Consider the following 25097-nt stretch of genomic DNA (forward strand, 5'->3'; position numbering starts at 1 on the left):
GATGGCGCAGACTACCCCGGCCTAAAAAGTATTACAAGCAATAAGCATGCCGGTTAGATTGGCTGCCTTATTGTTAAGTAGCTCTTTCGGCGATTAATTTTGTCAATATTCAAGATGTCTGGTGACAAATGTAGCGATCTGTCTCTAAATGGTAAATTCATGTCCCAAATAGACTTCGCGTACCTGCTGGTTGGCCAGCACCTCATCTGGAGTGCCCGCTGCAATAATATGACCCTCACTAACGATATAGGCAGTCTCGCAGATATCCAGCGTCTCTCGCACGTTGTGATCGGTAATTAAGACGCCGATTCCACGATCTCGCAAATGGCGGATTATCTCCTTGATGTCATTGACGGAAATAGGGTCCACCCCAGCGAAAGGTTCGTCCAGCAGTACGAAGCTGGGGTTTGTTGCTAGGGCGCGGGCAATTTCTACCCGACGGCGCTCCCCGCCAGAGAGGGCCATTCCCAGACTGTTTTCAATATGTGTGATATTGAACTCCTGGAGTAGCTCCTGTGCTTGCTGTTGGCGCTCGGCGCGGGTTAAGTCTTTGCGGGTTTCTAGGATGGCTAGGATATTATCCCGAACGGATAGGCGGCGAAAAACAGAGGCTTCCTGGGGGAGGTAGCCAATTCCCTTTCTGGCGCGGCCATGCATGGATAGCCGGGTTATATCCTCATCATCGATCAATACCTGACCAGCATCAGCCTGGACCAGGCCAGCAATCATATAGAAGCATGTGGTTTTACCTGCACCGTTAGGCCCGAGGAGGCCGACGACCTGTCCGCTAGAGACACTGACGGATACGTCCTGAACGACTTTTCTTTTCTTGTATTGCTTGGCTAGGTGTAACGCCTTCAGCGTTGGCATAGTATTTACCGAAATCTGTCCATGTTGCGAGCACAAACGCTCGCCGGTGAAGAGGGTGATAGATGAAATCTTTACTTTTTACGACTCTGGGTAATGTCTTTACTGGCTGCCGTCGTTGCTTGGAGTCTGGCTTCCATCTTTTTTCTCTGGCTGCCAGATCATCTCTATCCGTTTGCCAGCTTGACCCTGGGCGCTCATTTGTTCGGTAGTTAGGTCGTAGTCAATTTTCTCTGCGGTTAAGGTGTTGCCGTCACGATCTACGTAGGCCTTCCCGGTAAGTTGTAGCTCTTCAGAGGCGACTGCATATTCGATGCGCTGAGCCCGTGCTTTTATCGGGTTCTCGCCTTCCAGTATTTTCTGTTGGAAGCGTGCAGGTTTGCCTAAGGCAATAACACGACTGATTTCCTTTTCCGGGGTGAAATAAACCTCTACTCGGTCCGCCTCTATCTTTAAAGAGCCTTGGGTTATCACTACGTTATTGTTGTAAACCACTAGGTTGCTGCTTAAACCCGCATTCATCGCATCCGAGCTAATATTTATGCGCTGTTGGCGGTCTTCGGGGAGTGCGTTTGCCATTGACGTCGCAATCAGAAGCATGGTGAACGCGGAACTCTTGACTAGGTAGTGGCAAAGTTTACTTGGGATCATAGTTACTCTTTACATCGGATAGGATTTCCACCCGGTCTTCATTCAGGTATGCGCGCATTCCCTTTCCTTTAGTCTGGTTAGGACCCGAGCTAATAGTAACAATTTTGTCTGTTTCGGCGAATTCCTTATCCGGCAAAATAGTGATGCTTGATGTCTCCAGTTTGATACCACCAGGAGAAGGGAGTTCATCAATTTCTACATCACCACTTAAAACAACACGCTCACCACGGTTGTATGCTGCTCCCTGCCTGGACTCAGTGCGCCACTTCGGCTGGTCTTCCTGGAAGAAAAGCATTCGAGGCTCGGTGAGTTCGGCCCTGTCTCGGCGCTTGAACTGGTAATAGGTAATTTGTTCTGCATCAACTCGGTAGGCTAGATTTCCTTCCTCATTAAAATGACGAGTTTTGGCATCGCGGATTATCAAATCGGCAGCACGGCCCTGTTGTTGAGGCGTTGGACGGATTCCCAGCAACTGCTCCGGAGGGCTTTCGGAAAACCAGAGTCCTGCGCTGATGAGCGCTACCACAAATAAAAGTGGCAACCAGGTGCGCATCACTGCTCTCCGATATAAGGTGCTAAGGCTGCGTCAAAAGTACCCTGGGACAGCATGATGCGATCACAGACTTCACGGACAGCGCCCTCGCCACCTCGGGAACTGGTTATCCACAAGGCGCGGTCTTTCACAGGAGGAGCAGCATTGGGGGGTGCGATAGGGCAACCAATATGCGTCATCACCAGCAGGTCCGGGTAGTCATCGCCGATATACGCAATATCTTCAAGGCGACAGGGCTCATCAGCGAGTAGCTCTTTTAGTGCTGCAAATTTGTCTTCCCGGCCTTGGATCAGCTTTTTAATACCTAGGTCATGAGCGCGGCGTTCGACTACGCTGCTGCGCCTGCCTGTGATGATGGCTACTCTCACTCCAGAGTTCTGCAGCATTTTAATTCCATGTCCATCCAGCGTATTGAATGTCTTGAGCTCATTACCGCTATTGTCAAAATATAGTTTGCCATCGGTTAGGACTCCGTCCACATCCAAGACCAACCAGCGCACCTTTTTAAGTGCAGAATTCAATTCTTTTTCAGAAATCACCGGGTATTCCTTACATGCTGTGATGGGCGATATTTTTTCGCTCAGTAACTTTTGATTATCTCAGATTACTCCGGCGCGGAGAATATCGTGCATATGTAATACGCCGATTGGGAAGTGTGCTTCGTCTTCTACGACCAGTGCAGTGATTTTGTAGTCTTCCATGATCCTCAAAGCTTCAGCAGCCAGGGTATCAGCTGAGACTGTTTTAGGTCGGCGGCTCATCACCTGTTCCATAGTGGCTATGTCCAACTCTATTTTTTGGTCAATAACACGGCGTAGATCACCATCAGTGAAAACTCCGAGAAGTTCTCCTTTGGGGTCGACAATAGTTGTCATTCCGAAGCCTTTACTGGTCATCTCTAATAGGGCCTGGGATAACAAAGTATCAGTATGTACCTGGGGCAACTCATCACCTGCATGCATTACATCTTCTACTTTTAATAGCAGGCGTCTTCCCAGGGCACCGCCTGGGTGGGAGAACGCAAAGTCTTCTGCAGTAAAGCCTCTGGCTTCTAATAAGGCTACAGCCAAGGCATCGCCCATCACCAATGTGACAGTCGTTGAGGAGGTGGGGGCTAGATTCAGGGGGCAGGCTTCAGTTTGTACAGCAATGTCCAGGTTGACGTCGGCCGCTTGGGCAAGGGGGGAGTCTCTTTTACCCGTCATACTGATCATTGGAATACTGAGTCGCTTCAGCAATGGAAGCAGAGTCAGCACCTCTGCGGATGAGCCTGAATTGGAGATGGCAATTACCAGATCGTCGCGGGTTATCATTCCCAGGTCCCCATGGCTGGCCTCGCCTGGGTGAACGAAAAAGCTAGGGGTGCCTGTGCTGGCCAGTGTGGCCGCCATTTTACGGCCGATATGCCCGGATTTCCCCATGCCGGTAACAATAGCGCGTCCACGGCATTGTAAAATCATTTCACAGGCGCGTTGAAACTCACCGTTGATTCTTTTTTCCAGTTCAGCAACGGCTTCCACCTCCATGCGAACGGTACGCCGTCCTGCTTGTAACACTAAATCTTGGGTCATTGAGTACCTCTGGTTAAGCACTTTTGTTTGTCGGGGATATTGGTCAAAGTAGTTCTTCGCCTATGGCGCCTAAATTCACTTGCCAGGCTCTGGCGCCGGTGGCTTTGACCAGGTCACGGCTGTTGTCGTGCTAATCTATATTATTAGCGGGTAGCTGGCTCTGTAAGAGTCCAGAAATTGGCTCAGGGCATTAAATGACACGCTCGCACACCGCCACAACTCCGGGCGCGGCCATGGTATAGTCTGCCGCCGCCGCTGTCAGCTCTGTCACTCAAAGGACGATCGACAAGGCCTCAGGGGTTCCTATGGGACTTAAGGGCAGTGGCATCGTCATGGCACTTATTAAAGCCATGTGCGTCCAAGGAATGATTTGCTAATTGGAGATTATTTGTGAATACATCATTTTGGGCTGGTCGGTACGATTTCTCCCGGTGGCTTAGTTTTTTACTCTTCGCGTTAGTGGTTTCTGTCGCGGCTCCTGTGGCACACGCCAACCAAAACCCCTATAACATGATCGAGGGGGTTTCCCAAAAGTTGCTGGGTGTAATTAAGACAAATTCTCAGTACGCTAATTCTGACCCCCAGAGATACTACAGTGCGGTTGAGGGCGTTCTGGACCCAGTGGTGGATTTTGATTTTATTGCGCGTGGTGTTATGGGGCGTTATGCCAAGCAGGCCACGGCGACGCAACGCTCCCGCTTCACCAGTACATTCCGTCGTGACCTGGTGGCAACCTTCGCACGTGGTGTGGCAAATTTTGGTAATTTGGACGTGAAAGTTGTCAATCCTGGAACCCTTCCCTCTGGAAATCGGGTTAATGTTTTACAGGAAGTGCGCAGTGAAGAAGGCATCACCAAAGTATCCTATACCCTGGTACGTAATCGTGCGGGACAGTGGAAGTTGATTAATGTCATTCTGAATGGCGTCAATCTGGGCAAAACTTTTCGCAGCCAGTTTGCCCAGTCCATGCAGACCTACGGTGATATCGACAAGGTCATATCCAACTGGTCTGCTGGTGAAGATGTTGTCGATAAGGTGAGCTAGTTAGCGAACTTGGGGCGCGCAGCTGCGCGCTTTCCCCGATTCAAGTACACTTGCGTGCTGTTTTCTAACTCAACGCAAATCCCGCCTATGCAACCAGATGAAATCAAAGCCCTGATTGAGGGTCATATTCCCGAGAGTAATGTCGATGTCACTTTTGAAGGCAGTCACCTGCTGGTAACTGTGGTCAGTAGTGCCTTTGAAGGTTTGAGTCGCCTAAAAAAGCAGCAACTTGTTTATGCAGCGCTCAATGAAAAAATTGCCGATGGTACTCTTCATGCAGTACAGATGCAGACACTTACTCCAGAAGAAGCCAGTCGTTAACCTGTCACTGTGAAAACAGCGACTCCCGAAATATGAGACCGAATGGATAAGTTAATAATAGAGGGCGGCAGCCCTGTATCCGGTACACTGCGAATTTCCGGCGCGAAGAATTCTGCGCTGCCTATTTTGGCTGCTGCCCTGTTGGCAGATGGCCCGGTACATATTCACAACCTGCCGCACCTTAATGACATCACCACTATGATCACCCTACTGCGCTGCATGGGTTGTGATGTCACAATTGACGAAAAGCTAGGTGTAGAGATAGATCCCCGTTCAGTCAATGACCTGACAGCACCCTACGAACTGGTAAAAACCATGCGGGCATCAATACTCGTGTTGGGGCCATTATTAGCTCGCCACGGGGTGGCAAACGTGTCTTTTCCCGGGGGATGCGCTATCGGTAGCCGTCCCGTAGATATCCATCTCAAGGGGCTGGAGGCTATGGGCGCCGAAATCGCAATTGACGGTGGTTTTATCCGTGCGCGTTCCAACGGCCGCCTCAAAGGTGCCAATATCGTCATGGAAAAAGTGACTGTGGGCGGCACTGAGAACTTGCTAATGGCCGCGGTGTTGGCGGAAGGTACAACCGTTCTGCACAATGCGGCGAGGGAACCCGAGATTGTCGATTTGGCAGAATTCCTGATCGCCATGGGCGCGCAAATTGAGGGTGTAGGCACTGATACTTTACGTATTCACGGAGTTCCAAAGTTAGCTCCCTGTACATTTACTGTTATGCCCGATCGCATTGAGACAGGCACCTTTCTGGCGGCTGCTGCAGCTGCACGGGGTAAAGTACGTTTATTGCACACTCGTGCTGATATTCTTGATGCCGTATTGCTTAAATTTGAGGAAGCTGGTGCGCACTTGAGTTGTGGGGATGACTGGATTGAGCTGGATATGAAGGGGAATCGCCCCAAGGCTGTTAGCTTTCGCACGGCACCTTATCCGGCATTTCCCACAGATATGCAATCTCAGTTTACTGCGATGAATGCTGTGGCTGAAGGTAAAGGAGCAGTGGTTGAGACCATTTTTGAGAATCGCTTGATCCAGGTGCATGAGTTAAACCGCATGGGAGCCAATATTACCCTGGAAGGTAATACTGCTTTTGTTACTGGTGTGGAGAAGCTTAAAGGGGCTCCTGTAATGGCCTCTGATTTGCGTGCCTCGGCCAGCCTGGTAATTGCGGGTATGGTGGCTGAGGGTACTACTACTGTGGATCGTATCTACCATATTGACCGTGGCTATGAATGTATTGAGGAAAAATTACAGCAGCTGGGGGCGAATATTCGCCGCGTACCCGGTTAAAGGGAAACTCGCCGCCTCTTTTCTTGAGGCGGCTGCCAGAAAATAATCCGGCCTTATCATGACTATGCAAATCACTATCGCTCTGACCAAGGGGCGAATCTTGCAAGAAACCCTACCATTGCTCGCTGCTGCAGGGCTGGAACCACTGGAGGACCCTGGCAAGAGTCGTAAATTGATTTTCCCAACCAACTGTGACGGTATTCGCCTGTTACTTCTTCGAGGTGTTGATGTGCCTACCTATGTGCAGCATGGCGCTGCGGATATGGGAGTAGCTGGTAAGGATACCCTGCTCGAGCATCACTCAGATGGCATCTATGAGCCTCTGGATTTGGGAATTGCTCGTTGTCGCCTCATGGCTGCTGGTGTGAAGGGTGCAACTTTGCCTAGCGGTCGGATTAAAGTGGCAACTAAGTTTGTGGAGAGCGCCAAGCGCCATTACGCTGCCAAGGGGCGTCAGGCAGATATCATCAAATTATATGGTGCAATGGAGCTGGCTCCACTAATGGACCTGGCTGATGAGATTGTAGATATTGTCGATAGCGGAAATACCTTGAAAGCCAATGGCCTGGAGGCTCGTGAGACTATTGCGCATATTAGTAGCCGTCTGATTGTCAATAAGGCAGCCATGAAGATGAAGTACAAGCCTATCAGCGACTTGATTGAGAAGCTGGCAGCGGCAGTTGCATAAAGTGAAAAAGTCTAGGAAATCATGACTAAAAAGAGTATTCGCCGGCTGAATGCCACCGCTGATAATTTTGATACAGAGTTGAAGCAGCTTCTGTCCTGGGAGACGGTGGCTAGTCAGAGCGTTGAGGCGACTGTTGCGGAGATACTCCAGCAAGTACGCAATTGTGGTGATGCTGCCGTCATCGAATATACCAATCGTTTTGACAGTCGCGAGTTAACCTTGGCGGAAGAGTTTGCACTTGACTCATCCGATTTATTTGCAGCACTTGAGCGTATTGGTGCTGATGAGCGTGAAGCTCTGGAGACTGCCGCACAGCGAGTGCGTGAATATCACAAGCATCAGCGGCAGGAATCCTGGCGTTATACCGAGGCTGATGGGACTGTACTTGGCCAACAAATTATGCCGATGGAGAGGGTTGGTATCTACGTACCCGGTGGTAAGGCCAGCTATCCGTCGTCCGTATTAATGAATGCGATTCCGGCGAAGGTTGCGGGCGTCGATTCCGTCATCATGGTAGTGCCCGCTCCTGAGGGGGTACTTAACGATCTGGTTCTGGCAGCTGCGGCAATCGCAGGTGTTGACAGGGTGTATACCATTGGTGGGGCTCAGGCTGTAGCTGCTCTTGCTTATGGCACTGAGACAATTCCTGCTGTGGATAAGATAGTGGGTCCCGGCAATGTTTTCGTTGCCGCTGCTAAACGCGCGGTGTTTGGTCATGTAGCCATTGATATGATTGCGGGCCCTTCGGAGATATTGGTGATTTGTGATGGTGCTACCGATCCCGATTGGATCGCTATGGACCTTCTATCTCAGGCTGAGCATGATGAGCAGGCCCAGTCGATTTTGTTGTGCCCGAATGTGGCATTCCTGGACGCAGTGGAGGCCTCCCTGCAGCGCCAGTTAACCGACCTGCCAAGAGCAGAAATTGCGGCTAAGTCCCTCGCTGATCGTGGGGCTTTGATACTGGTTGACTCTGTGAAGCAAGCATTGGAAATTTCCAATCGCATAGCTCCTGAACATCTTGAGGTTTCTGTAGCAGATCCAGAGTCCCTTCTCCCACAAATTCGCAATGCCGGTGCAATTTTCCTGGGGCGCTATACTGCTGAAGCTTTGGGAGATTATTGTGCGGGTCCTAATCATGTGCTGCCAACCAGTGGAACTGCACGTTTTTCGTCGCCACTGGGTGTGTATGATTTCCAAAAGCGCAGCTCTGTTATTTATTGCTCTCCTGAGGGCGCCGATAAACTCGGCCGTGTTGCCGCTACTCTTGCTCGTGGGGAAGGCCTTGAGGCCCATGCGCGCTCGGCCATCTATCGGGTAAAGCGTTAAGTTGCCAGCTTGCCCTCTTGTGCAAATAGTTTGTCGGAAGGCATAAGATGAAAAAAACACTTCTGTGCTTTGTCGCATTACTGGTTGTCGCCTGTGCGACAACCAATGACTTCGTAGTTGCCGATTATATGCAGGACCCACAGAGTCTGCCGCCTGTCACTTTGTTTGCCAAAATACCAGAGCCAGACTTTGAGCGGCGTTGTGATGAGTTTGCCAATGGATCTCTTCTTAAGCACTGCCAGTTCGATGTGATTGATTATCAGGAGTTGCACAGGGAGCTCGAGAGTTCGGGCATTTTTGATTTGGTCCTGCTGGGTGAAGATGAAGTTCCGTACCAACTGCTCATTACTTCAGCTGGATATTTGGAGGAGGGAGCAGAGGATATCGGTGGGGCCGTAATCGCAGGTGCAACGATGATGCTGGCTCCCTTGAGTACGAGCCGTGATATACATATTGATGCAACACTCACCTGGCACGGCCTGCCATTAAGGCGCTATCAGTTTGAAATTCCATTTACATCAAGAATAAGTCTACTCACCCCAGCCGGAAAGGCCGATCGGGATCTTGCAAAGGCAGTTGCATCAGAGTTGATATCTCGCTTGCAGCAAGATCAGGTCATGGCCCCAGAGTTACTTTTCCAAACGATAGAGGCCAGTGACTATCACCAAACTCTCAATTTACCGGAGTCAGTAGGAGAGTATGTAAGCAATCCTTTAGTTCTGGCTAATCATCCCCTTTATGGTGCGCAAACTCGTTATGTGCACCGTCAGTTTCACTTTGACTCTGTGGATGTTTTCGTTTATCCAATACCTAACTGGAATTGGGAAGACCCAAAGTCAGCGCAAATTCGAGAGGTCGAAAGGATTCGGCGGGAATTGGCTCTAGTTGAAAGGGAGGCGCGTTGGCAATCCCTGGATCTCGGTGAAGAGGTTTCTGAGATCTGGAGTGTTCATGGAGAGGCGACTCCGGTAACACGTCTTTCCGGTCATTTCCTTGCAGCAGATGGGGAGCGTTTTGACACACACACTTACCTGTTTGTGCGCAAGGATAAATTTATCAAGGTTCGTGCTTCTTTTGCCGGAGTGGGGAGGAATAGGGCGGAGGTGGAGGCATTTGCTCGTGGGTTAATTGCGAATGCAGGTGTTCCTAGTGAATCCAAGTTTATGGCAAAAGTTCGTGCGAATTGGCGTGATAAGCAAGTGGTTAATTAACCTGAATTGAAAGAGGCGGTTTTCTTTTTGACCGCCTCATATGGCATTTAGCTCTCAGTCGGGATCTTAGTGGCTTGCCAGGCGATCACTTGCCACTCGCCATTTCGTTTCACAAAAGTGCCTGTGTTGAAGAAGTGGCTGGTTTCCTTGCTAGAGGTATCATTGGCCACCAGCTTAAAAGCAATGACGGCAGTGTCACCCAGTAAGCGGATATCTACATCCTCTGCAGCGTAGCTTGTTGTTACAGGTTCAGTTGAGCTGCTTTCCATCCCCTGTATTATTTGGCTCTTACCAAAGCGTTTGCCCGATGAGCTTGTGTAGATCAGGTCCTCGGCCCAAAAACGTTTATGGACTTCTGTACTATTAGCGGCACCAGCAATAAAGTTGTCTAGGAGTTTCTGTAAATCTTTGCGGTCATCGGCCTGAGTCTGCCCAGCAACTAGGGCTAGAAAAATAAACAGAATGGCTGCACGCATATTTGCACCTTCCAATGGTTACTCAGTTGTCGTAGTGGTTTCTGGTTTCACAGAAACTGTTGCTTCCACTGTGTGGGAGGCACCTTCGCGGGTAAAAGTGATCGAGATGGTATCTCCGGGGCGGAGTGTAGCCATAGTTGCCTCACCTTGCTTACCATCGCCAATTGGCAGGCCATCAATATGGGTAATCACATCCCCTGGCTTGAGGCCTGCACTATGAGCCGGGCTCTCGTTGTAAATTGCGGTGATCATGACTCCGCCTGAGGAAGAGAGTTTGAACTCGCGAGCCATCTGTGGGCTGATGGCACTGGCTTCGATACCGAGCCACCCCGGCACCACACGACCATAAGCGATAATATCCTGCATAACTTTGAAGGCGATATTAGCGGGAATTGCAAAGCTAATGCCACCGGAGTAGCCGGACTGATTGAGGATAGAGGTGTTAATCCCGAGCAGGCGACCGCGGGAGTCTACCAGTGCTCCACCGGAGTTGCCGGGATTGACAGCGGCATCCGTCTGCAGGAAGTTTTGCAGATGGCTGCCGGTTCCTGAGTTCTCCAAGTGACGCCCTTTGGCACTAATAATCCCCTGGGTGACCGTCTGCCCGACCCCGAAAGGGTTGCCTATGGCCAGAACGACATCGCCCACTTGGGCTGACTCTGGCTCACCAACAGAGATAGAAGTGAGTCCGTCGAGTTCAATTTTCAAAACTGCTAGGTCAAAGTCAGCATCGCTACCGACCATGCGGGCCTGGGCTTCGCGGCCGTCGGCTAATAAAATGACTATGGCGTCTGCCTGATCCACTACGTGGTGATTGGTAAGGATGTAACCGTTGTCGCTAACGATAACTCCTGATCCTAAGTTTGATTGCATCCTTTCCCGTTGGGGAACGTTCATATTGTCGAACAAACGGCGAAAAAGGGGGTCATTAAATAGTGGGTGCTGTCGCTGGGGCAGGGCCATACGGGTGTAAATGTTAACCACAGCAGGTCCTGCAACATTGACTGCATGGGCATAGGATACGGGGCCCTGCCAATCTCCGCCTTTGGGGGTTGGAGCAGTGCCACGCAATTGCGGGAATATAACTAACAGCAAGGCCGCCATGGCCAGGCCTACCAGAATGGGTAAAGCCCAGTCTTGTAAAAAGCGATTTTGGGACACTCTCGACTCCTCTTTGCGCTGATTATACACACGTCTTGGAATGGAATCGCCGGGAGGGGCATTTTGCTGTCTTTGGCCGAGGAGAGACAAAGGAGATTTATGATTGTTTATGTTAGTAGATATGGGCCTTTACTCATGGTTTTAAGGTTGATATGCGAAGTGTTGGGGTGGAGATGGCAATATAAGGTCCATACATAGCTGGCCTAAGGAAACAGCTCTTTTATTGGCTGTTGCCTCTTATCTGTAGGTTTATCTGCTGTTCTATCGTTTATGGCCCAATCTGTTCGTGGGTTATTATATGTTTCCGTGCCTATCTCAAAAATCAAATTTGTAATGTAAAATTTTGCTTTCAAAGCAAAGGCTTTATGCCCAGTTAATTGCCGTATACAGAGCTTCTTAAGGCTACTTTCAGATCGTGCTCTCGTGTATCTAGAAGCAGCCTAAAAGGCCGCTGCTATATTTTGTTGATCCAACTCACGTGGTGCCTCCTTGATAGGAAACTACAAGTTAAGTTGGCTTTGTGAATGGAAGCCCCCCTCCTAAATGCTCCTTTAAGTCCTTTGCCATCACTGTTCAATTTTGATGTTTGTCGCTTTTGGATAGCACTTTCTCCTTGCGCCTTCCCATGGGGGAGGTTAACCAGATTTTGGAGGGTAATTATTAGAGTGGACTGGCAGGGTCTATAATCCCGTCTCCTGTGATGGGCTGGCATTGGTCGCATCCTGCAAGTGCGTATAATGGCCCGTCGAAAATTTAAGACTAACCGGCAATATTTGTATTTGGAGACCAGCATGTCCCTAGTTCGCCCCCATGGCAGTATTGAGCTGCAGCCGCGCTTTGTGTACGACAGTGAAAGGCATCACCAACTGATGCATGAAGCGGAGTCGCTGCCCTCGATTGTGGTCAGCTCTGCCGCGGCGGCCAATGCAGTGATGTTGGGGGCTGGTTACTTTAATCCGCTGCACGGCTATATGAATCTGGCCGATGCGCTGAGTGTGGCTGAGACCTTGCGCACTGTTGATGGTCTCTTTTGGCCGGTTCCTGTCTTGAATGTGGTAGAGGACTGCGATGCTATAGAAGGTGCTTCCCGGATTGCATTACGTGACCCCAATGTTGAGGGCAACCCAGTGCTGGCGGTAATGGATGTAGAAGCCATTGAGACCATTACTGATGAACAAATGAATAGCATGGCTGAGCAGGTATTTGGCACGCTCGATGAAAAACATCCTGGCGTTGCGACCTTTAAGTCAGCTGGGAGGAAGTTAATTTCCGGCCCAATCGAAGTGCTCAATTTCAGCTATTTCCAGAATGATTTCCCGGATACTTTCCGCACGGCTGTGGAAATTCGCAATGAATTTACCGAGCGGGGCTGGAATAAGGTGGTTGCCTTTCAAACACGCAACCCGATGCACCGAGCCCATGAAGAATTATGCAAAATGGCGCTGGAGGCTGTGGAAGCCGATGGTGTGCTGATTCATATGTTGCTGGGCCAGCTAAAGCCAGGGGACATTCCAGCGCCGGTCCGGGATGCATCAATTCGTAAGATGGTGGAAGTTTACTTCCCGGCAAATACTGTAATGGTTACAGGCTATGGCTTCGATATGTTGTATGCGGGCCCTCGCGAAGCTGTACTGCATGCCGTTTTCCGCCAAAACTGTGGCTGCAGCCACTTGATCGTTGGGCGCGACCACGCGGGTGTCGGTGACTACTATGGTGCTTTTGATGCCCAGACTATTTTTGATGGAAGGGTACCCGAGGGTGCATTGGAGATTGAAATCTTTCGTGCTGACCATACCGCCTATTCAAAAAAGCTGAATAAGGTCGTGATGATGCGTGATGTGCCGGATCACTCTAAAGAGGACTTCATTCTATTATCTGGTACCAAGGTGCGTGAGATGTTGGGTAATGGTATCGCTCCGCCCCCAGAGTTCTCTCGCCCAGAGGTGGCGCAAATTCTCATGGATTACTATCAGAGTTTGTAAAGTTTCCAATTAAAAAGGCGGGTTATCCCGCCTTTTTAATTGGGTTATCAACTGAAAGCTCTGCCGAAGTAACAGTTGATGGCTAAGTCTAACTTCCTGCGTGTGCCTCTTTTTCCAGGCCGTAATCCTCCGCAAGGGTACCTTTGGCTCCAGGCTCCTTGGGAGCCCAGTCTCTAGGGGGCTCCATATCCTGAAGTTGTTTGTCATCCTCCTTCAGCTTGCCGCTCCCGGCTTCGAGCATTTGTCGACCGATATCCTGGCTGGAAAGGCGCAGAGCGCTGTTGGATAAATACTCGTGAATTTCCTTGTAGCTTTCGGTTAAGTTGTGAACGAGCTGGGATGTCTGGTCAAAGTGCTCGTTTACCTGGAGCTGGAAGTCCTCCATTTTATTATTGGCTTCCCGCAGGCGTAGCTCGAGTTCCTGAGTGCGGTCGACGCTGCTGCGTCCGCGGACTGCGAGGAATGCCAGCAGGGCGCCCAAGGTCATGCCCAGGACGCCGACTAGAATTAATACCGATGTAGAGTGCACTTACTACCTCCTCAACTTGCTGTTATATGGCATTGGCGATCCGTGATGGATGCCGGCGCGGTAGTGGCACCGCCCCACGCCTCGGGTAGTCCCCCTCAAGTGACTATCAACCCCATGTTAGCGGACCCAGTATACGCGATTATTAACCCGACAATTAATACTGTTGGTAAATTGCGACACGCAGGTTAGCCTGCAGTTCCGAATTGCCGCTGGCTCCTGGCGAATTGCACTGGGTTGAGTAGGTGGGCCTAGGGCTGATGGCGGCTTCTCTGCTATCTAGGCGGCGCTATAGTGAATTTGATAGAGTGCGCGCCAGTAATACAGTTGTTGAAGAATCTTCCTTTATGCCTCCTGCCAACCCGTCATTTTGTTCCCCGATAGCGCGTTATGAGAATGATCTGCAGCGCCCGGATTTTATTGAGGACCCCTCGCAGCGAGCGGCGGTGCAGGAGTTGCAGGATTTGCATCGGCGTCTGGTCGAGAGGGCTGAGCGGGGCATTATTGGGAATCTGTTTGCCCGCCTTCGCAGGGCGGATGTCGGTCCGGAGCGAGGGCTTTACTTTTGGGGTGGGGTGGGACGCGGTAAGACCTATTTGATGGATGCATTTTATGAGTCCTTGCCTTTCCCCAGGAAGCAGCGGACTCACTTCCACCGTTTTATGCGCCAAGTACATGGGGGCTTAAAGCAGTATGCTGGGGAGAAAAACCCACTGGAGAAGGTGGCCGATAAGATCGCGAACCGGGCCCAGGTCCTGTGTTTTGATGAGTTTTTTGTGTCCGATATTGCCGATGCCATGATCCTTGCAGGTTTATTGGAGGCCTTATTTCGTCGCGGGGTGGCCCTTGTGGCTACCTCTAATATCGAGCCAGAGGGGCTCTATAAAGATGGTTTGCAAAGGGCGCGCTTTTTGCCGGCGATTGCGCTCCTTCAGCGTCATACCAAAGTGGTTAATGTTGATGGAGGTACCGACTATCGCTTGCGTACCCTTGAATTACTGGAGCTTTATCATGCACCTTTGGATGACGCTGCGATCGCAAATCTATCGCACAGCTTTACACAGTTGAGCGTGGATGGCTGTGAGGTTCGAAGCGATGTGGATTTACAGGTGGAGGGGAGGCCTATTCGTGCACTTAAAGTAGCTGATGATGTGGCCTGGTTTGATTTTGCTGACCTCTGTGATGGGCCTCGTTCGCAAAATGACTACATCGAACTGGCGCGGGAGTTTCAGACTGTGCTGCTCGCTGCGGTGCCCAGATTTGATGAAAGGATGGATGCCCAGGCGCGACGTTTCATCAATCTGGTTGATGAATTCTATGACCGTTGCGTCAAATTGGTGATCTCGGCGGAGGTGTCGGCCGATCAACTTTATGGTGGGCGACAACTGCGATTTGAGTTTGAGCGCACTGTTAGTCGCCTACTGGAAATGCAGTCCCGCGAGTACCTGGAGCGGGCGCATCGCCCCGACTAATGACGCCTCGTGACACGTCGAAATATCGCTTGAAAAGCGAGCACTCCTTTTGTACTATCCGCGCTCTTTTGTGGGACGGCCCCTAATTCAGGGGGTCATATTACAGGTGTTTATAACATGAAGACATACAGTGCCAAGCCAGAAGCGGTAAAACGCGACTGGTACATTGTTGACGCTGCGGACAAGACCCTCGGCCGTATTTCTGCCGAGATCGCCCACCGCCTGCGCGGCAAGCACAAGCCTGAATATACGCCCCACGTGGACACTGGCGATTACATTATCGTAATTAATGCAGAAAAGGTTCGCGTGACCGGCAATAAGGCCAAAGACAAGATCTACCACAGCCACTCTGGCTACCCCGGTGGTCTCAAGTCCATCAGTTTTGAGAAGCTGATCGAGAAAGCGCCCGAGCGCACCATTCAGAGCGCCGTAAAAGGCATGCTGCCGAAGGGTCCTCTGGGTCGCGCCATGTTCAAGAAGCTGAAAGTATACAGCGGTAGTGAACATCCTCACACGGCTCAACAGCCGACTGAACTGGCGATCTAAACGGGAATAAATCTGATGGCAACTACTCAATACTACGGTACCGGCCGCCGCAAGACCTCTACTGCTCGTGTATTTATCGTGCCTGGTGAGGGCAAGATCACTGTAAACGGTCGTACCCTGGACGAATACTTCGGTCGTCAGGTGGCTCGCATGATCGTGCGTCAGCCGCTGGAAAGAGCCGATATGGTTGAAAAATTCGATGTTACTGTAACTGTAAAAGGTGGCGGTTCTTTTGGTCAGGCGGGTGCTATCCGTCACGGCCTGACTCGCGCCCTGATGCAGTACGATGAAGCGCTGCGTCAACCGCTGCGCGCCGCAGGTTATGTTACCCGCGACGCTCGTGAGGTTGAGCGTAAGAAAGTCGGTCTGCGCAAAGCGCGTAAGAAGCCGCAATTCTCCAAGCGTTAAGCTTTCTTTTGGGCCCGGCATCTGCCGGGCTTTTTTATCTCCGGCATTTGGTGTGTTGAGCAGTGCTTGTGATGCTTTGCTCGATTTCTCGCTGTTTCGCTGCGTAATTCCCGACGTTCCTATGTCTTTGCCTTGTATCAAAATGGCATTTTCTTTAACATTGCGCGGATTTGTATCCGCTTGATTTGTGGGGTTTATTCGCGCGGGCAATCTGCCGGAGCGGGACTTCTTTCAAGACTTTTTGGGTTTGGGCCAGCGCATCTCCGGTGTATCCGGGATCGCTGTGATGGGAGAACTACGTCATGAGTGATGACGGTGTAAATGTAGGACGGCGCCGTTTCTTAACCGCTGCCACCTCAGTTGTTGGTGGTGCGGGAGCGGTTGGGGTTGCCGTTCCCTTCGTCGCTTCCTGGAATCCGAGTGCCAAGGCAAAAGCTGCTGGTGCTCCGGTTAAATACAACATTAGCAAACTTGAACCGGGCCAGATGGTTACTGTTGAGTGGCGCGGCAAGCCGGTCTACGTAGTACGCCGCACCGATGAAGTGTTGCAAAATCTAGAGAAAGTGGAGCCGCAGTTGCGCGATCCCAACTCTGAGGAATCTATCCAGCCAGATTATGTAAATCCGGAAAATCGTTCTATCAAACCAAAGTTGTTGGTTCTGGTTGGCCTGTGTACACATTTGGGTTGTGCACCTATGTACCGCCCGGAAGTGGGCGCCGCCGATTTGGGTGGTGATGAGTGGATGGGTGGCTTTTTCTGCCCCTGCCATGGTTCCAAATACGATATGGCCGGCCGTGTTTACAGCGGTGTTCCTGCACCTACCAACCTGGAAGTTCCGCCTTATTCCTATGAGAGCGATGAGGTAATCGTGATTGGTGTAGACCAGGAGGGCACTGCATGAAATGGCTAGCAGATTTCGGTGACTGGGTAGATCAGCGTCTGCCGATCTACCAGGCCTGGGATAAGCATATGGGCAAGTACTATGCGCCCAAAAACTTTAATCTTTGGTACTTCTTCGGCGTATTCTCACTGCTCGTACTGGTTAACCAGCTTCTGACCGGTATATGGTTGGTGATGAGTTTTAATCCTTCGGCTGAAGGTGCCTTCGCCTCTGTTGAATACATCATGCGCGATGTGGAATGGGGCTGGCTGATTCGATACCTTCATTCGACGGGTGCATCTGCTTTCTTTGTGGTTGTGTATCTGCATATGTTCCGCGGATTGATGTATGGCTCTTATAAGCCGCCCCGCGAGCTGGTGTGGATCTTTGGTATGTGTATCTACCTGGTGCTGATGGCTGAGGCCTTTATGGGCTATGTATTGCCCTGGGGTCAGATGTCTTACTGGGGTGCCCAGGTAATTGTATCCCTGTTCGGTGCAATACCCGGTATTGGCGATAGCCTGGTTGAGTGGATTCGCGGTGATTATCTGATTTCAGGTATTACGCTGACTCGCTTCTTTTCCCTGCATGTTATTGCACTGCCGTTGGTTCTTGTGTTGCTGGTAGTCCTGCATATCCTGGCGTTGCATGAAGTGGGTTCTAACAACCCTGATGGTATCGAGATTAAGAAAAATAAGGACGAGAACGGTATCCCCAAAGACGGCGTACCTTTCCACCCTTACTATTCTGTACATGACCTGGTGGGTATTGCGGTATTCCTGTTTATCTTCGCCACTGTTGTGTTTTTCTTCCCTGAGATGGGCGGTTTCTTCCTGGAGTACGCTAATTTCGAGGAAGCAAATCCACTGAAGACCCCTCCCCATATTGCACCTGTTTGGTACTTCACGCCGTTCTACGCGATCTTGCGTGCGGTAACTATGGATATTGGTCCTCTTACAGCCAAGTTCCTTGGTTTGGTGGCTATGGGTGCGGCCATTGCGGTGCTGTTTGTACTGCCTTGGCTCGATAAGAGCCCCGTACGTTCCATCCGTTACAAAGGTTGGCTGCCAAAAGGTTTGCTCCTTTTGTTCGCAGCGGTATTTATTATCCTGGGTTACCTGGGGGTTAAATCTCCGACCCCAGAGCGTAACTTCCTGTCTCAGGTGGCGACCCTGTTCTATTTTGCGTTCTTCCTGACCATGCCGGTCTGGACGAATCCAAAGGAGCGCAAGGGAGTGGGTTCCTGGGTTGTAAGCATCGGCTTCGGTGTACTGTTCCTGTGGATGGCAGTGGCTAACTTCTCGGTAAATACCTTTATGGGAGTAGTGACTGTTTTGTTGGCAGCTTTCTTCGCCTTGCTGCCCTGGATTACTAGCCGCGATGAGGTATACCCAGAGCCTGAGCGTGTAACCAGCCCATCTGGAGCAAAAACATTCGGTATTCTGTTTATCGGTATTGTGGTTGTTGGCCTGCTGACCTTTATCCCAATCAAAGCGGTAGGCGCTGAGTCCAGTGTTGAGCTGGACCCTATTAGTATCGACCTTCAGGACAAGCCGTCTTTGCAGCGTGGAGCCAAGTACTTCGTCAACTATTGCATGGGGTGTCACAGTGCCAACTATTCCCGCTGGGAGCGTGTTGCTACAGATCTGGATATCCCCAAAGAGCTGATGATGGAGAACCTGATCCTGGGTAACGACAAGATCGGTAACCTGATGCAGATCTCCATGCGCCCGGATGACTCCAAAGTATGGTTCGGCGCCACGCCGCCGGACCTGACGCTGGTTGCCCGCTCCCGCTCACCGGAATGGCTCTACACTTATCTCCGCAGTTTCTACAAGGATGACAGTCGTGCTACCGGTGTGAATAATCTGGTATTCCCCAGTGTCGCCATGCCGCATGTATTGATGGAGCTGCAGGGCTTGCCGGAATGTGCCCCTGGTCCTAAGCGCGACCATGGTAAGATCGTGCGCGATGAGCTGGGTAACCCGATCATGGACGCCGATTGTGGCAGCCTCAAGGTTGGTAGTGTGAAGGGTTCCATGAATCCGGAAGAGTTTGATCAGGCTATGTATGACCTGGTCAACTTTATGGAGTACATTGCAGAGCCAATGGCAGAAGATCGCAAGCGCATTGGTTTCTATGTGCTGGCGTTTATTTTTATATTCTTTATCTTTGCCTGGCTGCTGAACCGCGAGTACTGGAAAGACATACACCACTAAGATTCGCAGGTTTCTTTTTGATGGGTGGTGGAGATACTCTGCCGCCCTTTTATATTTTGAATAAAGGCCGGTGTTTGTCGGCCAACAAGTTTGAGGTAGTTTGAACATGGGTGTGCCTACCAACAAGCGCTCCTCTATGACCTTCTTCTCTGATGGTCGCAGTCACTATAGCCATCGGGTGCGTATCGTACTGGCAGAGAAAGGGGTGTCCGTAGAAATCATAGATGTGGACTCGGATGATAAGCCCGCCGAGCTCGCTGACCTCAACCCCTACAATTCGCTGCCGACTCTGGTTGATCGCGATCTGGTGCTCTTCGAAACCAAGGTTATGATGGAGTATCTTGACGAGCGTTTCCCACACCCGCCGCTGCTGCCCGTTTACCCGGTTGCGCGCGCTCAAAGTCGCCAGATTATGCATCGTATTGAGCGCGACTGGTGTCCGCTGGTGGATAAAATTCTGGCAGGAGGCAAAGATGCTGCATCCGCCCGTAAGGAGCTGCGTGATAGCTTGGTTGGCATTGCGCCGATGTTTACTGAGCTGCCGTACTTCTTCAATGAAGAATTTTCCCTGGTGGATTGCTGTATGGCTCCACTGCTCTGGCGTCTCGAGCAGTTCGAAATCAGCTTGCCCAAGACTAAGCAAGTGAAGCCGCTGCTGGATTATATGGATCGCCTGTTTGCCCGTGAAGCGTTCCAGCAGAGCCTTACCGAGTACGAACGGGAAATGCGTTGAGGGTAGTTAGGTGAGTAAGCCGGTCATGACCTCCAATCGCCCATATATTTTGCGGGCATTTTACGAGTGGATTACCGATAACCGGTGCACTCCCTATATTCTTGTCGATACGCACCTTTCCGGGGTGCTGGTGCCACAACAGCATGTTAATGATGATGGGCAGATAGTGCTAAACATCTCTGAAAGTGCTGTTGCGAGGCTGACCATGGATAACTATGCGATCAGGTTTAATGCGCGTTTTGGTGGGGTTCCCACTGATATCCAGGTTCCGGTTGGCGCGGTAGTTGGAATTTATGCTCGTGAGAATGGCCAGGGTATGGTGTTTGAGGCAGAAGAAACCCCAGAACCGCCCGAACCTACCCCGCCCACCAGCTTGGGCAAAAAGTCGGTGAAGAAGCCCGCATTGCGCGTTGTGAAATAAGCTCGGCTTTAAAAAATTTCTAGGGGCAGTTTTGCCCCTTTTTTATTTTTTCTTTTTGTTTTCGTCGGTCTTCTCTTTTGTGCGCCTAGTCTAAGAAATTACTGTTATCAGGTGCGTATAATTCTCTGTTATTTCTTGCTCCCAATTTACCATGCCGTCGTATTTGCAGTGGCTGCGTTTTAGCTGGTTGCCCGGACTGCTCCTGATTTTGCCACTTGCCCAACATTTACCCTGGCTCGATCTGGCGTCCCTGAACAATGTCCAGCTGCCTTTTCTGTTATTGGTAACAGCGCTGCTGCTCAGTTTATTTTATCGCTCAAGCCGAGTTGGTCTGGCCGCATTACTATTAATGTTTTTCTATGGGACGATCAGTCTCGAAATACTGTTGAAGCAGGATTTTTCCCTCTATCTGGGGTTGATCGCCCTCAACTTGATGTTATTTAGCTGCAGCCGCGACCGTAGCATATGGAGTAATTTTGGGGTCGCTTGGCTGTTGATCCTGGGTGCACAGGGGATAGCCCTATTCTGGTTGCAGAAATATTATGGGCCGTTAGCTCAGATGTTTTCTTTGCAGCATCTGCCTGCTTGGCTATTGGCTCTTGACCGGTTTTCCCCACCTTTACCACTCTTGGCCTGTATGGCGGCCTCACTTGGCGCATTGGCACTGCTGGCTCTTTACCCCGGGCCCACGGCTGTGGGGTTATTCAGCTGCATCTTGCTTACGTTGTATGGAGTCTGGAGTGGGATGCCTCTGGTTCCTTTAATGTCAGTAGCTGGTTTCCTACTTATCTTTTCGCTGCTGGGTAGCAGCTATGAGCTGGCTTTCCGCGATGAGTTGACCGGAGTCCGGTCTCGGAGGGCTTTCAGGTATCGGATGCTCACTCCCGGCCGGCATTATTCTATTGCCATGATTGATATCGATTACTTTAAGAAATTGAATGATCGCTTTGGTCATCAGGTCGGTGATCAGGTACTGCGAATGGTTGCTACCCAGATTGCTCGAAATACGTCAGGGGAATTATTTCGCTATGGGGGGGAGGAGTTTGTGCTAATTATTTCTGGTCGTGACCTTTCAGCCGCAGAAAGACAGCTGGAGCTTATTCGGGAGAAAATAGCGGCCTATCCCATGCGCTTGCGCTCTGGAGGACGTATTTCCGGTCCTAAATTGTGGCGTTCTGAACGCCGTTCAGATCAACAGATTAAGGTAACCGTTAGTATTGGCCTCGCTCAGAGGGGTAAGGAGTTCAGAGGGCCTGATACTGTCCTTAAGGCCGCTGACCAGGCCCTTTACAAGGCAAAGCGGGGCGGCCGGAATCGCGTCTCTGTTCGCGCTTGATATAAATCAACCTGATTTAAAAGTGGCGCCTAATTTCTTATTCGCATTGGTTAATTCCGCGCCGTCCCCCGATACTGCAATGCAGGGTATTGAAGGGAGTTTCAGCGTGCGATTACTCAGTCACACAATCGGCATTCTTACTAATCCTGAAAAAGAGTGGAAAGCCATCCGAGCGGATAGACATTCTTTTTTCCAGGTTTTCGTGACCCATGTTCCATTTCTGGCTCTGATCCCTACAGTTGCCGGCTACTTTGGTGTCACACGGGTGGGATTTGAGGTAGGGGGGCATCTGGCCAAGTTGACTCCGGAGAGTGCAGCAGTTTTGTCTATAGTGACCTACTTTGCGTTACTGGTCGGAGTCTATTGCCTTGGGGAATTTATTAACTGGATGGCGAGGTCCTATGGTGTCGAGGGTGATGAACCTACACGCCATTATGAAGGCACCGCGCTTGCGGTCTTTATCACTACGCCAATTTTCCTCGCTAGTATTGTGGTTCTTTTCCCCCACCCTTGGCTTACTATGGCCGCCGTGGGCATTGCGGGGATGTACTCAATCTATCTGGTATTTGCCGGTATCCCAATTTTGATGAAGATGAACAAAGAGCGGGCATTTCTTTATGCCTGTGCGGTGCTCACTGTGGCGCTTGTCATGATGGTTACTGTCTTAATTACTTCGGTAATTTTGTGGAGCGTAGGAATAGGCCCTGTCTATCAGCATCACGTTTAATAAATAAGTGGAAACAAGCCGGCAATGCCGGCCTGTTGGTTAGTCGACCCGATTTATGGCTGCGCTGGTAGCAGAGGTGGCATTGGGCAGTCCAAGCTATCTGCTACGGCCCGGAGCAATTCGATTTCCTCTGCCTTGATCACCCCGTTATGGCTTAGGGTTAGTACCATTGCCTTTAACAATGCCGGTTTATCCAGAGCTTTCATCTGTCCTGCAATGGCGATGGCCTTGTCGAGCCGCGGTAAATTTATATCCTTGTGACTTGGCAGTGGTGTGACCTCTATACCCAAAGCCTTGAGGCCTTGCTCATAAGCCCTTTTGGCAGGTAGATACTCACTATTGCCCGAATGGGCGATAGCGGCGAGAAGGAAACAGTTGGCATCTTTGCTGGCTCCCTTTTTATTGGAAAGCCGCTGTCGGTCAGGAGAGCCCTCCAGTGCGTGCATCAGTACCCGATATAGGGCCCACTCCCAAATCTCAATTTTCCCATCGCTGTGCAGCAGTTTGATCAGGTTTCTCTTGAATACTTGATACTGCTGAGGGACCAGTGCTCTCAGTGCGGGAACACAAAGATCCAACAGGGCCAAGCGTGCACTATTGGGCAGGCTTTCCAGCTGTGTCTCCAGTTGTCGCATTTCCCGCACCACTGCTGGATGGGCAATTTTATTGAGTAGTTCGCGTTGTACTTGCCGCTCTGCCCCGTCCTTGTGTAACAGCAGGTGATAAATCAGCGCGCGTGCGGCGAAGGGGTCATGAGCTGCCTGCTGAAGTCCAGAGGGAATAGATTGAAGCAGCTGGCGTCCGTATTGCACCTGTTGTTCGCTCGGGTTGGCAATGCTGTTATCTACAGCATCCAGCGCTGCCTGGAAGGGTGCGGATTTTGCGAAAGTGGATACTTGCGCGGACTCAACAAATGCAGGGGGCTGTGATTGTGAGGCGTTATTAGTATTGTCGGGGTAAAGGCCATTCCAGCTGGGGTCGAGTCGGGTGATACGATCTGACAGAGGCGGATGTGTGGCGAAGAGGTTAAATAGCGAACGCTTCATGCTATTGGCAAAAAACATATGGCTGTATTCCGCTGCCCTGCCGCTGGTCAGAGTCGATTTTGAGCCGTAACTGCCAATCTTTTTTAGTGCGCTAGCGATACCTGTATTGTTCCGGGTAAATTGTACTGCAGAGGCATCTGCAAGGAACTCCCGTTGGCGACTAACTGCAGACTTAATCAGGTTGCCGAAGAAGGTTCCTGTATAGCCCACAACCATTAATGCTGCGCCGAGCCCAAACAGAGCCGCACGCCCTCGGTTTTCTCGATTGCCAGGGTAAATTCCGCGAACCAGCCAATGGCCGAGCAGGCCAATAATCAGGATACCGTTCAGCATTCCTACGATACGGATATTCAAACGCATATCGCCATTTAAGATATGGCTGAACTCATGTGCCACTACACCTTGCAGTTCCTCTCGATTAAGGTTTTCAACGCAGCCTCGAGTGAGGCCGATCACTGCATCGGTGGGTTTGGAGCCCGCGGCGAATGCATTGATCGCATCATCCTCAATCAGGTAGACATCCGGCACAGGGGTACCTGAGGCGATTGCCATTTCCTCTACAACATTCAGTGCGCGTTGTTCGTTGGAATTCTGTGGAGCAATATTGAGCTTGCGTCCGCCGAGGGATTCGGCCACTGCGCTGCCGCCGGCGTTGAGTTGGTGCAGTTTATATAGGCTGCCGAGGGCGACAATGGCAGCAATCGTCAGGGCGATGGATATCACAGTTTGCCAGCCCAGTAATTGCTCGATAGTACTGAATGAAAAAGGCTGGCCGCGAGAGAGCGCTATCGCTGCGGCAGCGACTAAAGTGGTCAGGGAGATCAGCAAAACTACGGCTAGAGCGAAAAGCCCTACAAGCAGGAGGCTGTTTCGTCTGGCGCGATCCTGGTACTCAAAAAAATTCATCGCTTAAAACTCGATACGAGGTGCTACCTGAGCGGCATCTGAGTCGGCAAATTCCAGCAGTTGGGCATTGGCGCGATGCCCGAAAAAACCAGCCAGCAATACTGGCGGAAAGCTTTGTTTGTATATGTTGTAATTTGTGACCGAGTCGTTAAATGCCTGCCGTGCAAAGGCAACTTTATTCTCAGTACTGCTCAGCTCCTCGTTGAGTTGCATCATGTTCTGGTTGGCTTTCAGGTCCGGGTATGCCTCCATTACTGCAGTAAAGCGTCCCAGGGCTCCATTCAGGGTGCTCTCTGCACGGCCAAGTTTGCCGATGGCAGTGGCACTTGACGGGTTTGAGGCTGCTGCCTTGAGATCGCTGATGGCGGTATTGCGCGCAACAGTTACGGCTTCGAGGGTTTCCCGCTCGTGTTTCAGGTAACCTCGAGCAGTTTCCACCAGGTTGGGGATCAGGTCGTGGCGCCGTTTCAGTTGTACCTCTATCTGTGCAAAGGCGTTCTCATTGCGATTTTTTAGGGAAACCAGTCTGTTATAAATCCCTACTCCATAAAACAAAAGTGCAGCAATAACCACCAGCACGATAATGCTCGATAACTCCATAAGTCCTCTCGCCACTTTTTCTTATGATTGGCGCCGATAGTAACACGCTCCATCTGCCGGGCGACGCTAGTAGTGAAACTGGCTCTGGCGGAGCAGGGTAGTGCTTCGGCTATAATG

At 50.9% G+C, this 25097-nt stretch carries 26 protein-coding genes; 16 read left to right on the top strand and 10 right to left on the bottom strand.

What is annotated here, in order from left to right; translation table 11 throughout:
• Nucleotides 1-144 precede the first annotated feature (144 nt).
• From lptB to ABWV76_RS11755, 5 genes are all read right to left on the bottom strand, one after another.
• Nucleotides 145-870 (bottom strand): LPS export ABC transporter ATP-binding protein, encoded by a 726-nt coding sequence (gene lptB, locus ABWV76_RS11735; RefSeq protein ID WP_026304998.1) that lies wholly within the window; start codon nt 868-870, stop codon nt 145-147.
• Between the two features lie 99 nt (nt 871-969).
• Entirely contained in the window at nt 970-1446 is a 477-nt protein-coding gene (gene lptA / locus ABWV76_RS11740; protein WP_245556673.1) for a lipopolysaccharide transport periplasmic protein LptA, read from the bottom strand.
• A gap of 58 nt (nt 1447-1504) precedes the next feature.
• Nucleotides 1505-2071, bottom strand: coding sequence for an LPS export ABC transporter periplasmic protein LptC (gene lptC, locus ABWV76_RS11745; protein ID WP_020412585.1), 567 nt, complete (start codon nt 2069-2071; stop codon nt 1505-1507).
• Nucleotides 2071-2610, bottom strand: coding sequence for a KdsC family phosphatase (locus ABWV76_RS11750; protein WP_020412586.1), 540 nt, complete (start codon nt 2608-2610; stop codon nt 2071-2073). Before ABWV76_RS11750 ends, lptC begins: the two co-directional genes overlap by 1 nt.
• A 60-nt stretch (nt 2611-2670) precedes the next feature.
• Nucleotides 2671-3642: a KpsF/GutQ family sugar-phosphate isomerase gene (locus ABWV76_RS11755; RefSeq protein ID WP_020412587.1), complete on the bottom strand. Its 972-nt coding sequence runs from the start codon at nt 3640-3642 to the stop codon at nt 2671-2673.
• A 390-nt stretch (nt 3643-4032) separates the two neighbouring features.
• On the opposite strand from ABWV76_RS11755, the gene ABWV76_RS11760 reads away from it, so the two are divergent.
• The 6 genes from ABWV76_RS11760 (at nt 4033) to ABWV76_RS11785 (ending at nt 9540) form a co-directional block, all read left to right on the top strand.
• Entirely contained in the window at nt 4033-4686 is a 654-nt protein-coding gene (locus ABWV76_RS11760) for an MlaC/ttg2D family ABC transporter substrate-binding protein (RefSeq protein WP_353376024.1), read from the top strand.
• Between the two features lie 87 nt (nt 4687-4773).
• Nucleotides 4774-5007, top strand: coding sequence for a BolA family protein (locus ABWV76_RS11765; protein WP_020412589.1), 234 nt, complete (start codon nt 4774-4776; stop codon nt 5005-5007).
• Nucleotides 5008-5049: 42 nt separating this feature from the next.
• Nucleotides 5050-6312, top strand: a complete 1263-nt coding sequence (gene murA, locus ABWV76_RS11770) for a UDP-N-acetylglucosamine 1-carboxyvinyltransferase (RefSeq protein WP_020412590.1) — start codon at nt 5050-5052, stop codon at nt 6310-6312.
• A 58-nt stretch (nt 6313-6370) separates the two neighbouring features.
• A complete protein-coding gene (gene hisG, locus ABWV76_RS11775; RefSeq protein WP_353376025.1) occupies nt 6371-7000 on the top strand; it encodes an ATP phosphoribosyltransferase in 630 nt (209 codons plus the stop codon).
• A gap of 21 nt (nt 7001-7021) precedes the next feature.
• On the top strand, nt 7022-8329 hold the full coding sequence (gene hisD / locus ABWV76_RS11780; protein ID WP_020412592.1) for a histidinol dehydrogenase: 1308 nt from the start codon (nt 7022-7024) through the stop codon (nt 8327-8329).
• A gap of 47 nt (nt 8330-8376) precedes the next feature.
• On the top strand, nt 8377-9540 hold the full coding sequence (locus tag ABWV76_RS11785) for a hypothetical protein (protein ID WP_020412593.1): 1164 nt from the start codon (nt 8377-8379) through the stop codon (nt 9538-9540).
• Between the two features lie 47 nt (nt 9541-9587).
• On the opposite strand, the gene ABWV76_RS11790 is transcribed toward ABWV76_RS11785, so the two are convergent.
• Together ABWV76_RS11790 and ABWV76_RS11795 are read right to left on the bottom strand one after the other, a co-directional pair.
• Nucleotides 9588-10016: a nuclear transport factor 2 family protein gene (locus tag ABWV76_RS11790; protein ID WP_282952645.1), complete on the bottom strand. Its 429-nt coding sequence runs from the start codon at nt 10014-10016 to the stop codon at nt 9588-9590.
• Between the two features lie 18 nt (nt 10017-10034).
• A complete protein-coding gene (locus ABWV76_RS11795) occupies nt 10035-11177 on the bottom strand; it encodes a S1C family serine protease (RefSeq protein WP_020412595.1) in 1143 nt (380 codons plus the stop codon).
• 791 nt (nt 11178-11968) lie between these two features.
• Between ABWV76_RS11795 and sat the strand changes: the two genes are divergently transcribed.
• Nucleotides 11969-13159: a sulfate adenylyltransferase gene (gene sat / locus ABWV76_RS11800; RefSeq protein WP_353376026.1), complete on the top strand. Its 1191-nt coding sequence runs from the start codon at nt 11969-11971 to the stop codon at nt 13157-13159.
• 88 nt (nt 13160-13247) lie between these two features.
• Here the strand turns inward: sat and ABWV76_RS11805 are convergent, their stop codons facing one another.
• Nucleotides 13248-13688 (bottom strand): Z-ring associated ZapG family protein, encoded by a 441-nt coding sequence (locus tag ABWV76_RS11805; protein ID WP_026305000.1) that lies wholly within the window; start codon nt 13686-13688, stop codon nt 13248-13250.
• Nucleotides 13689-14032: 344 nt separating this feature from the next.
• On the opposite strand from ABWV76_RS11805, the gene zapE reads away from it, so the two are divergent.
• The 9 genes from zapE (at nt 14033) to ABWV76_RS11850 (ending at nt 22428) form a co-directional block, all read left to right on the top strand.
• The gene (gene zapE, locus ABWV76_RS11810; protein WP_026305001.1) at nt 14033-15157 is read left to right on the top strand and encodes a cell division protein ZapE; all 1125 of its coding nucleotides are present in this window, start codon (nt 14033-14035) and stop codon (nt 15155-15157) included.
• A 117-nt stretch (nt 15158-15274) separates the two neighbouring features.
• Entirely contained in the window at nt 15275-15703 is a 429-nt protein-coding gene (gene rplM, locus ABWV76_RS11815; protein ID WP_020412599.1) for a 50S ribosomal protein L13, read from the top strand.
• Between the two features lie 15 nt (nt 15704-15718).
• Entirely contained in the window at nt 15719-16111 is a 393-nt protein-coding gene (gene rpsI / locus ABWV76_RS11820) for a 30S ribosomal protein S9 (RefSeq protein WP_020412600.1), read from the top strand.
• 302 nt (nt 16112-16413) lie between these two features.
• Entirely contained in the window at nt 16414-17013 is a 600-nt protein-coding gene (gene petA / locus ABWV76_RS11825; RefSeq protein ID WP_020412602.1) for a ubiquinol-cytochrome c reductase iron-sulfur subunit, read from the top strand.
• Nucleotides 17010-19211 carry a ubiquinol-cytochrome c reductase gene (locus tag ABWV76_RS11830; protein WP_020412603.1) on the top strand — a complete coding sequence of 734 codons (2202 nt, stop codon included), beginning with the start codon at nt 17010-17012 and terminating at the stop codon, nt 19209-19211. The genes petA and ABWV76_RS11830 overlap by 4 nt, the downstream gene beginning before the upstream one ends.
• A gap of 106 nt (nt 19212-19317) precedes the next feature.
• Nucleotides 19318-19944: a glutathione S-transferase N-terminal domain-containing protein gene (locus ABWV76_RS11835; protein WP_020412604.1), complete on the top strand. Its 627-nt coding sequence runs from the start codon at nt 19318-19320 to the stop codon at nt 19942-19944.
• A 25-nt stretch (nt 19945-19969) separates the two neighbouring features.
• On the top strand, nt 19970-20365 hold the full coding sequence (locus tag ABWV76_RS11840) for a ClpXP protease specificity-enhancing factor (protein ID WP_020412605.1): 396 nt from the start codon (nt 19970-19972) through the stop codon (nt 20363-20365).
• Between the two features lie 151 nt (nt 20366-20516).
• Nucleotides 20517-21701 carry a GGDEF domain-containing protein gene (locus ABWV76_RS11845; RefSeq protein WP_353376027.1) on the top strand — a complete coding sequence of 395 codons (1185 nt, stop codon included), beginning with the start codon at nt 20517-20519 and terminating at the stop codon, nt 21699-21701.
• Between the two features lie 106 nt (nt 21702-21807).
• On the top strand, nt 21808-22428 hold the full coding sequence (locus ABWV76_RS11850) for a Yip1 family protein (RefSeq protein ID WP_020412607.1): 621 nt from the start codon (nt 21808-21810) through the stop codon (nt 22426-22428).
• A gap of 53 nt (nt 22429-22481) precedes the next feature.
• On the opposite strand, the gene ABWV76_RS11855 is transcribed toward ABWV76_RS11850, so the two are convergent.
• Both ABWV76_RS11855 and ABWV76_RS11860 read right to left on the bottom strand, forming a co-directional pair.
• Complete coding sequence (locus tag ABWV76_RS11855; protein WP_353376028.1) at nt 22482-24380, bottom strand: M48 family metallopeptidase; 1899 nt, start codon at nt 24378-24380, stop codon at nt 22482-22484.
• A 3-nt stretch (nt 24381-24383) separates the two neighbouring features.
• Complete coding sequence (locus tag ABWV76_RS11860; protein WP_353376029.1) at nt 24384-24980, bottom strand: LemA family protein; 597 nt, start codon at nt 24978-24980, stop codon at nt 24384-24386.
• Between the last annotated feature and the right edge of the window lie 117 nt (nt 24981-25097).

Source organism: Microbulbifer sp. NBRC 101763, assembly GCF_040371615.1.
GTDB lineage: Bacteria > Pseudomonadota > Gammaproteobacteria > Pseudomonadales > Cellvibrionaceae > Microbulbifer > Microbulbifer variabilis.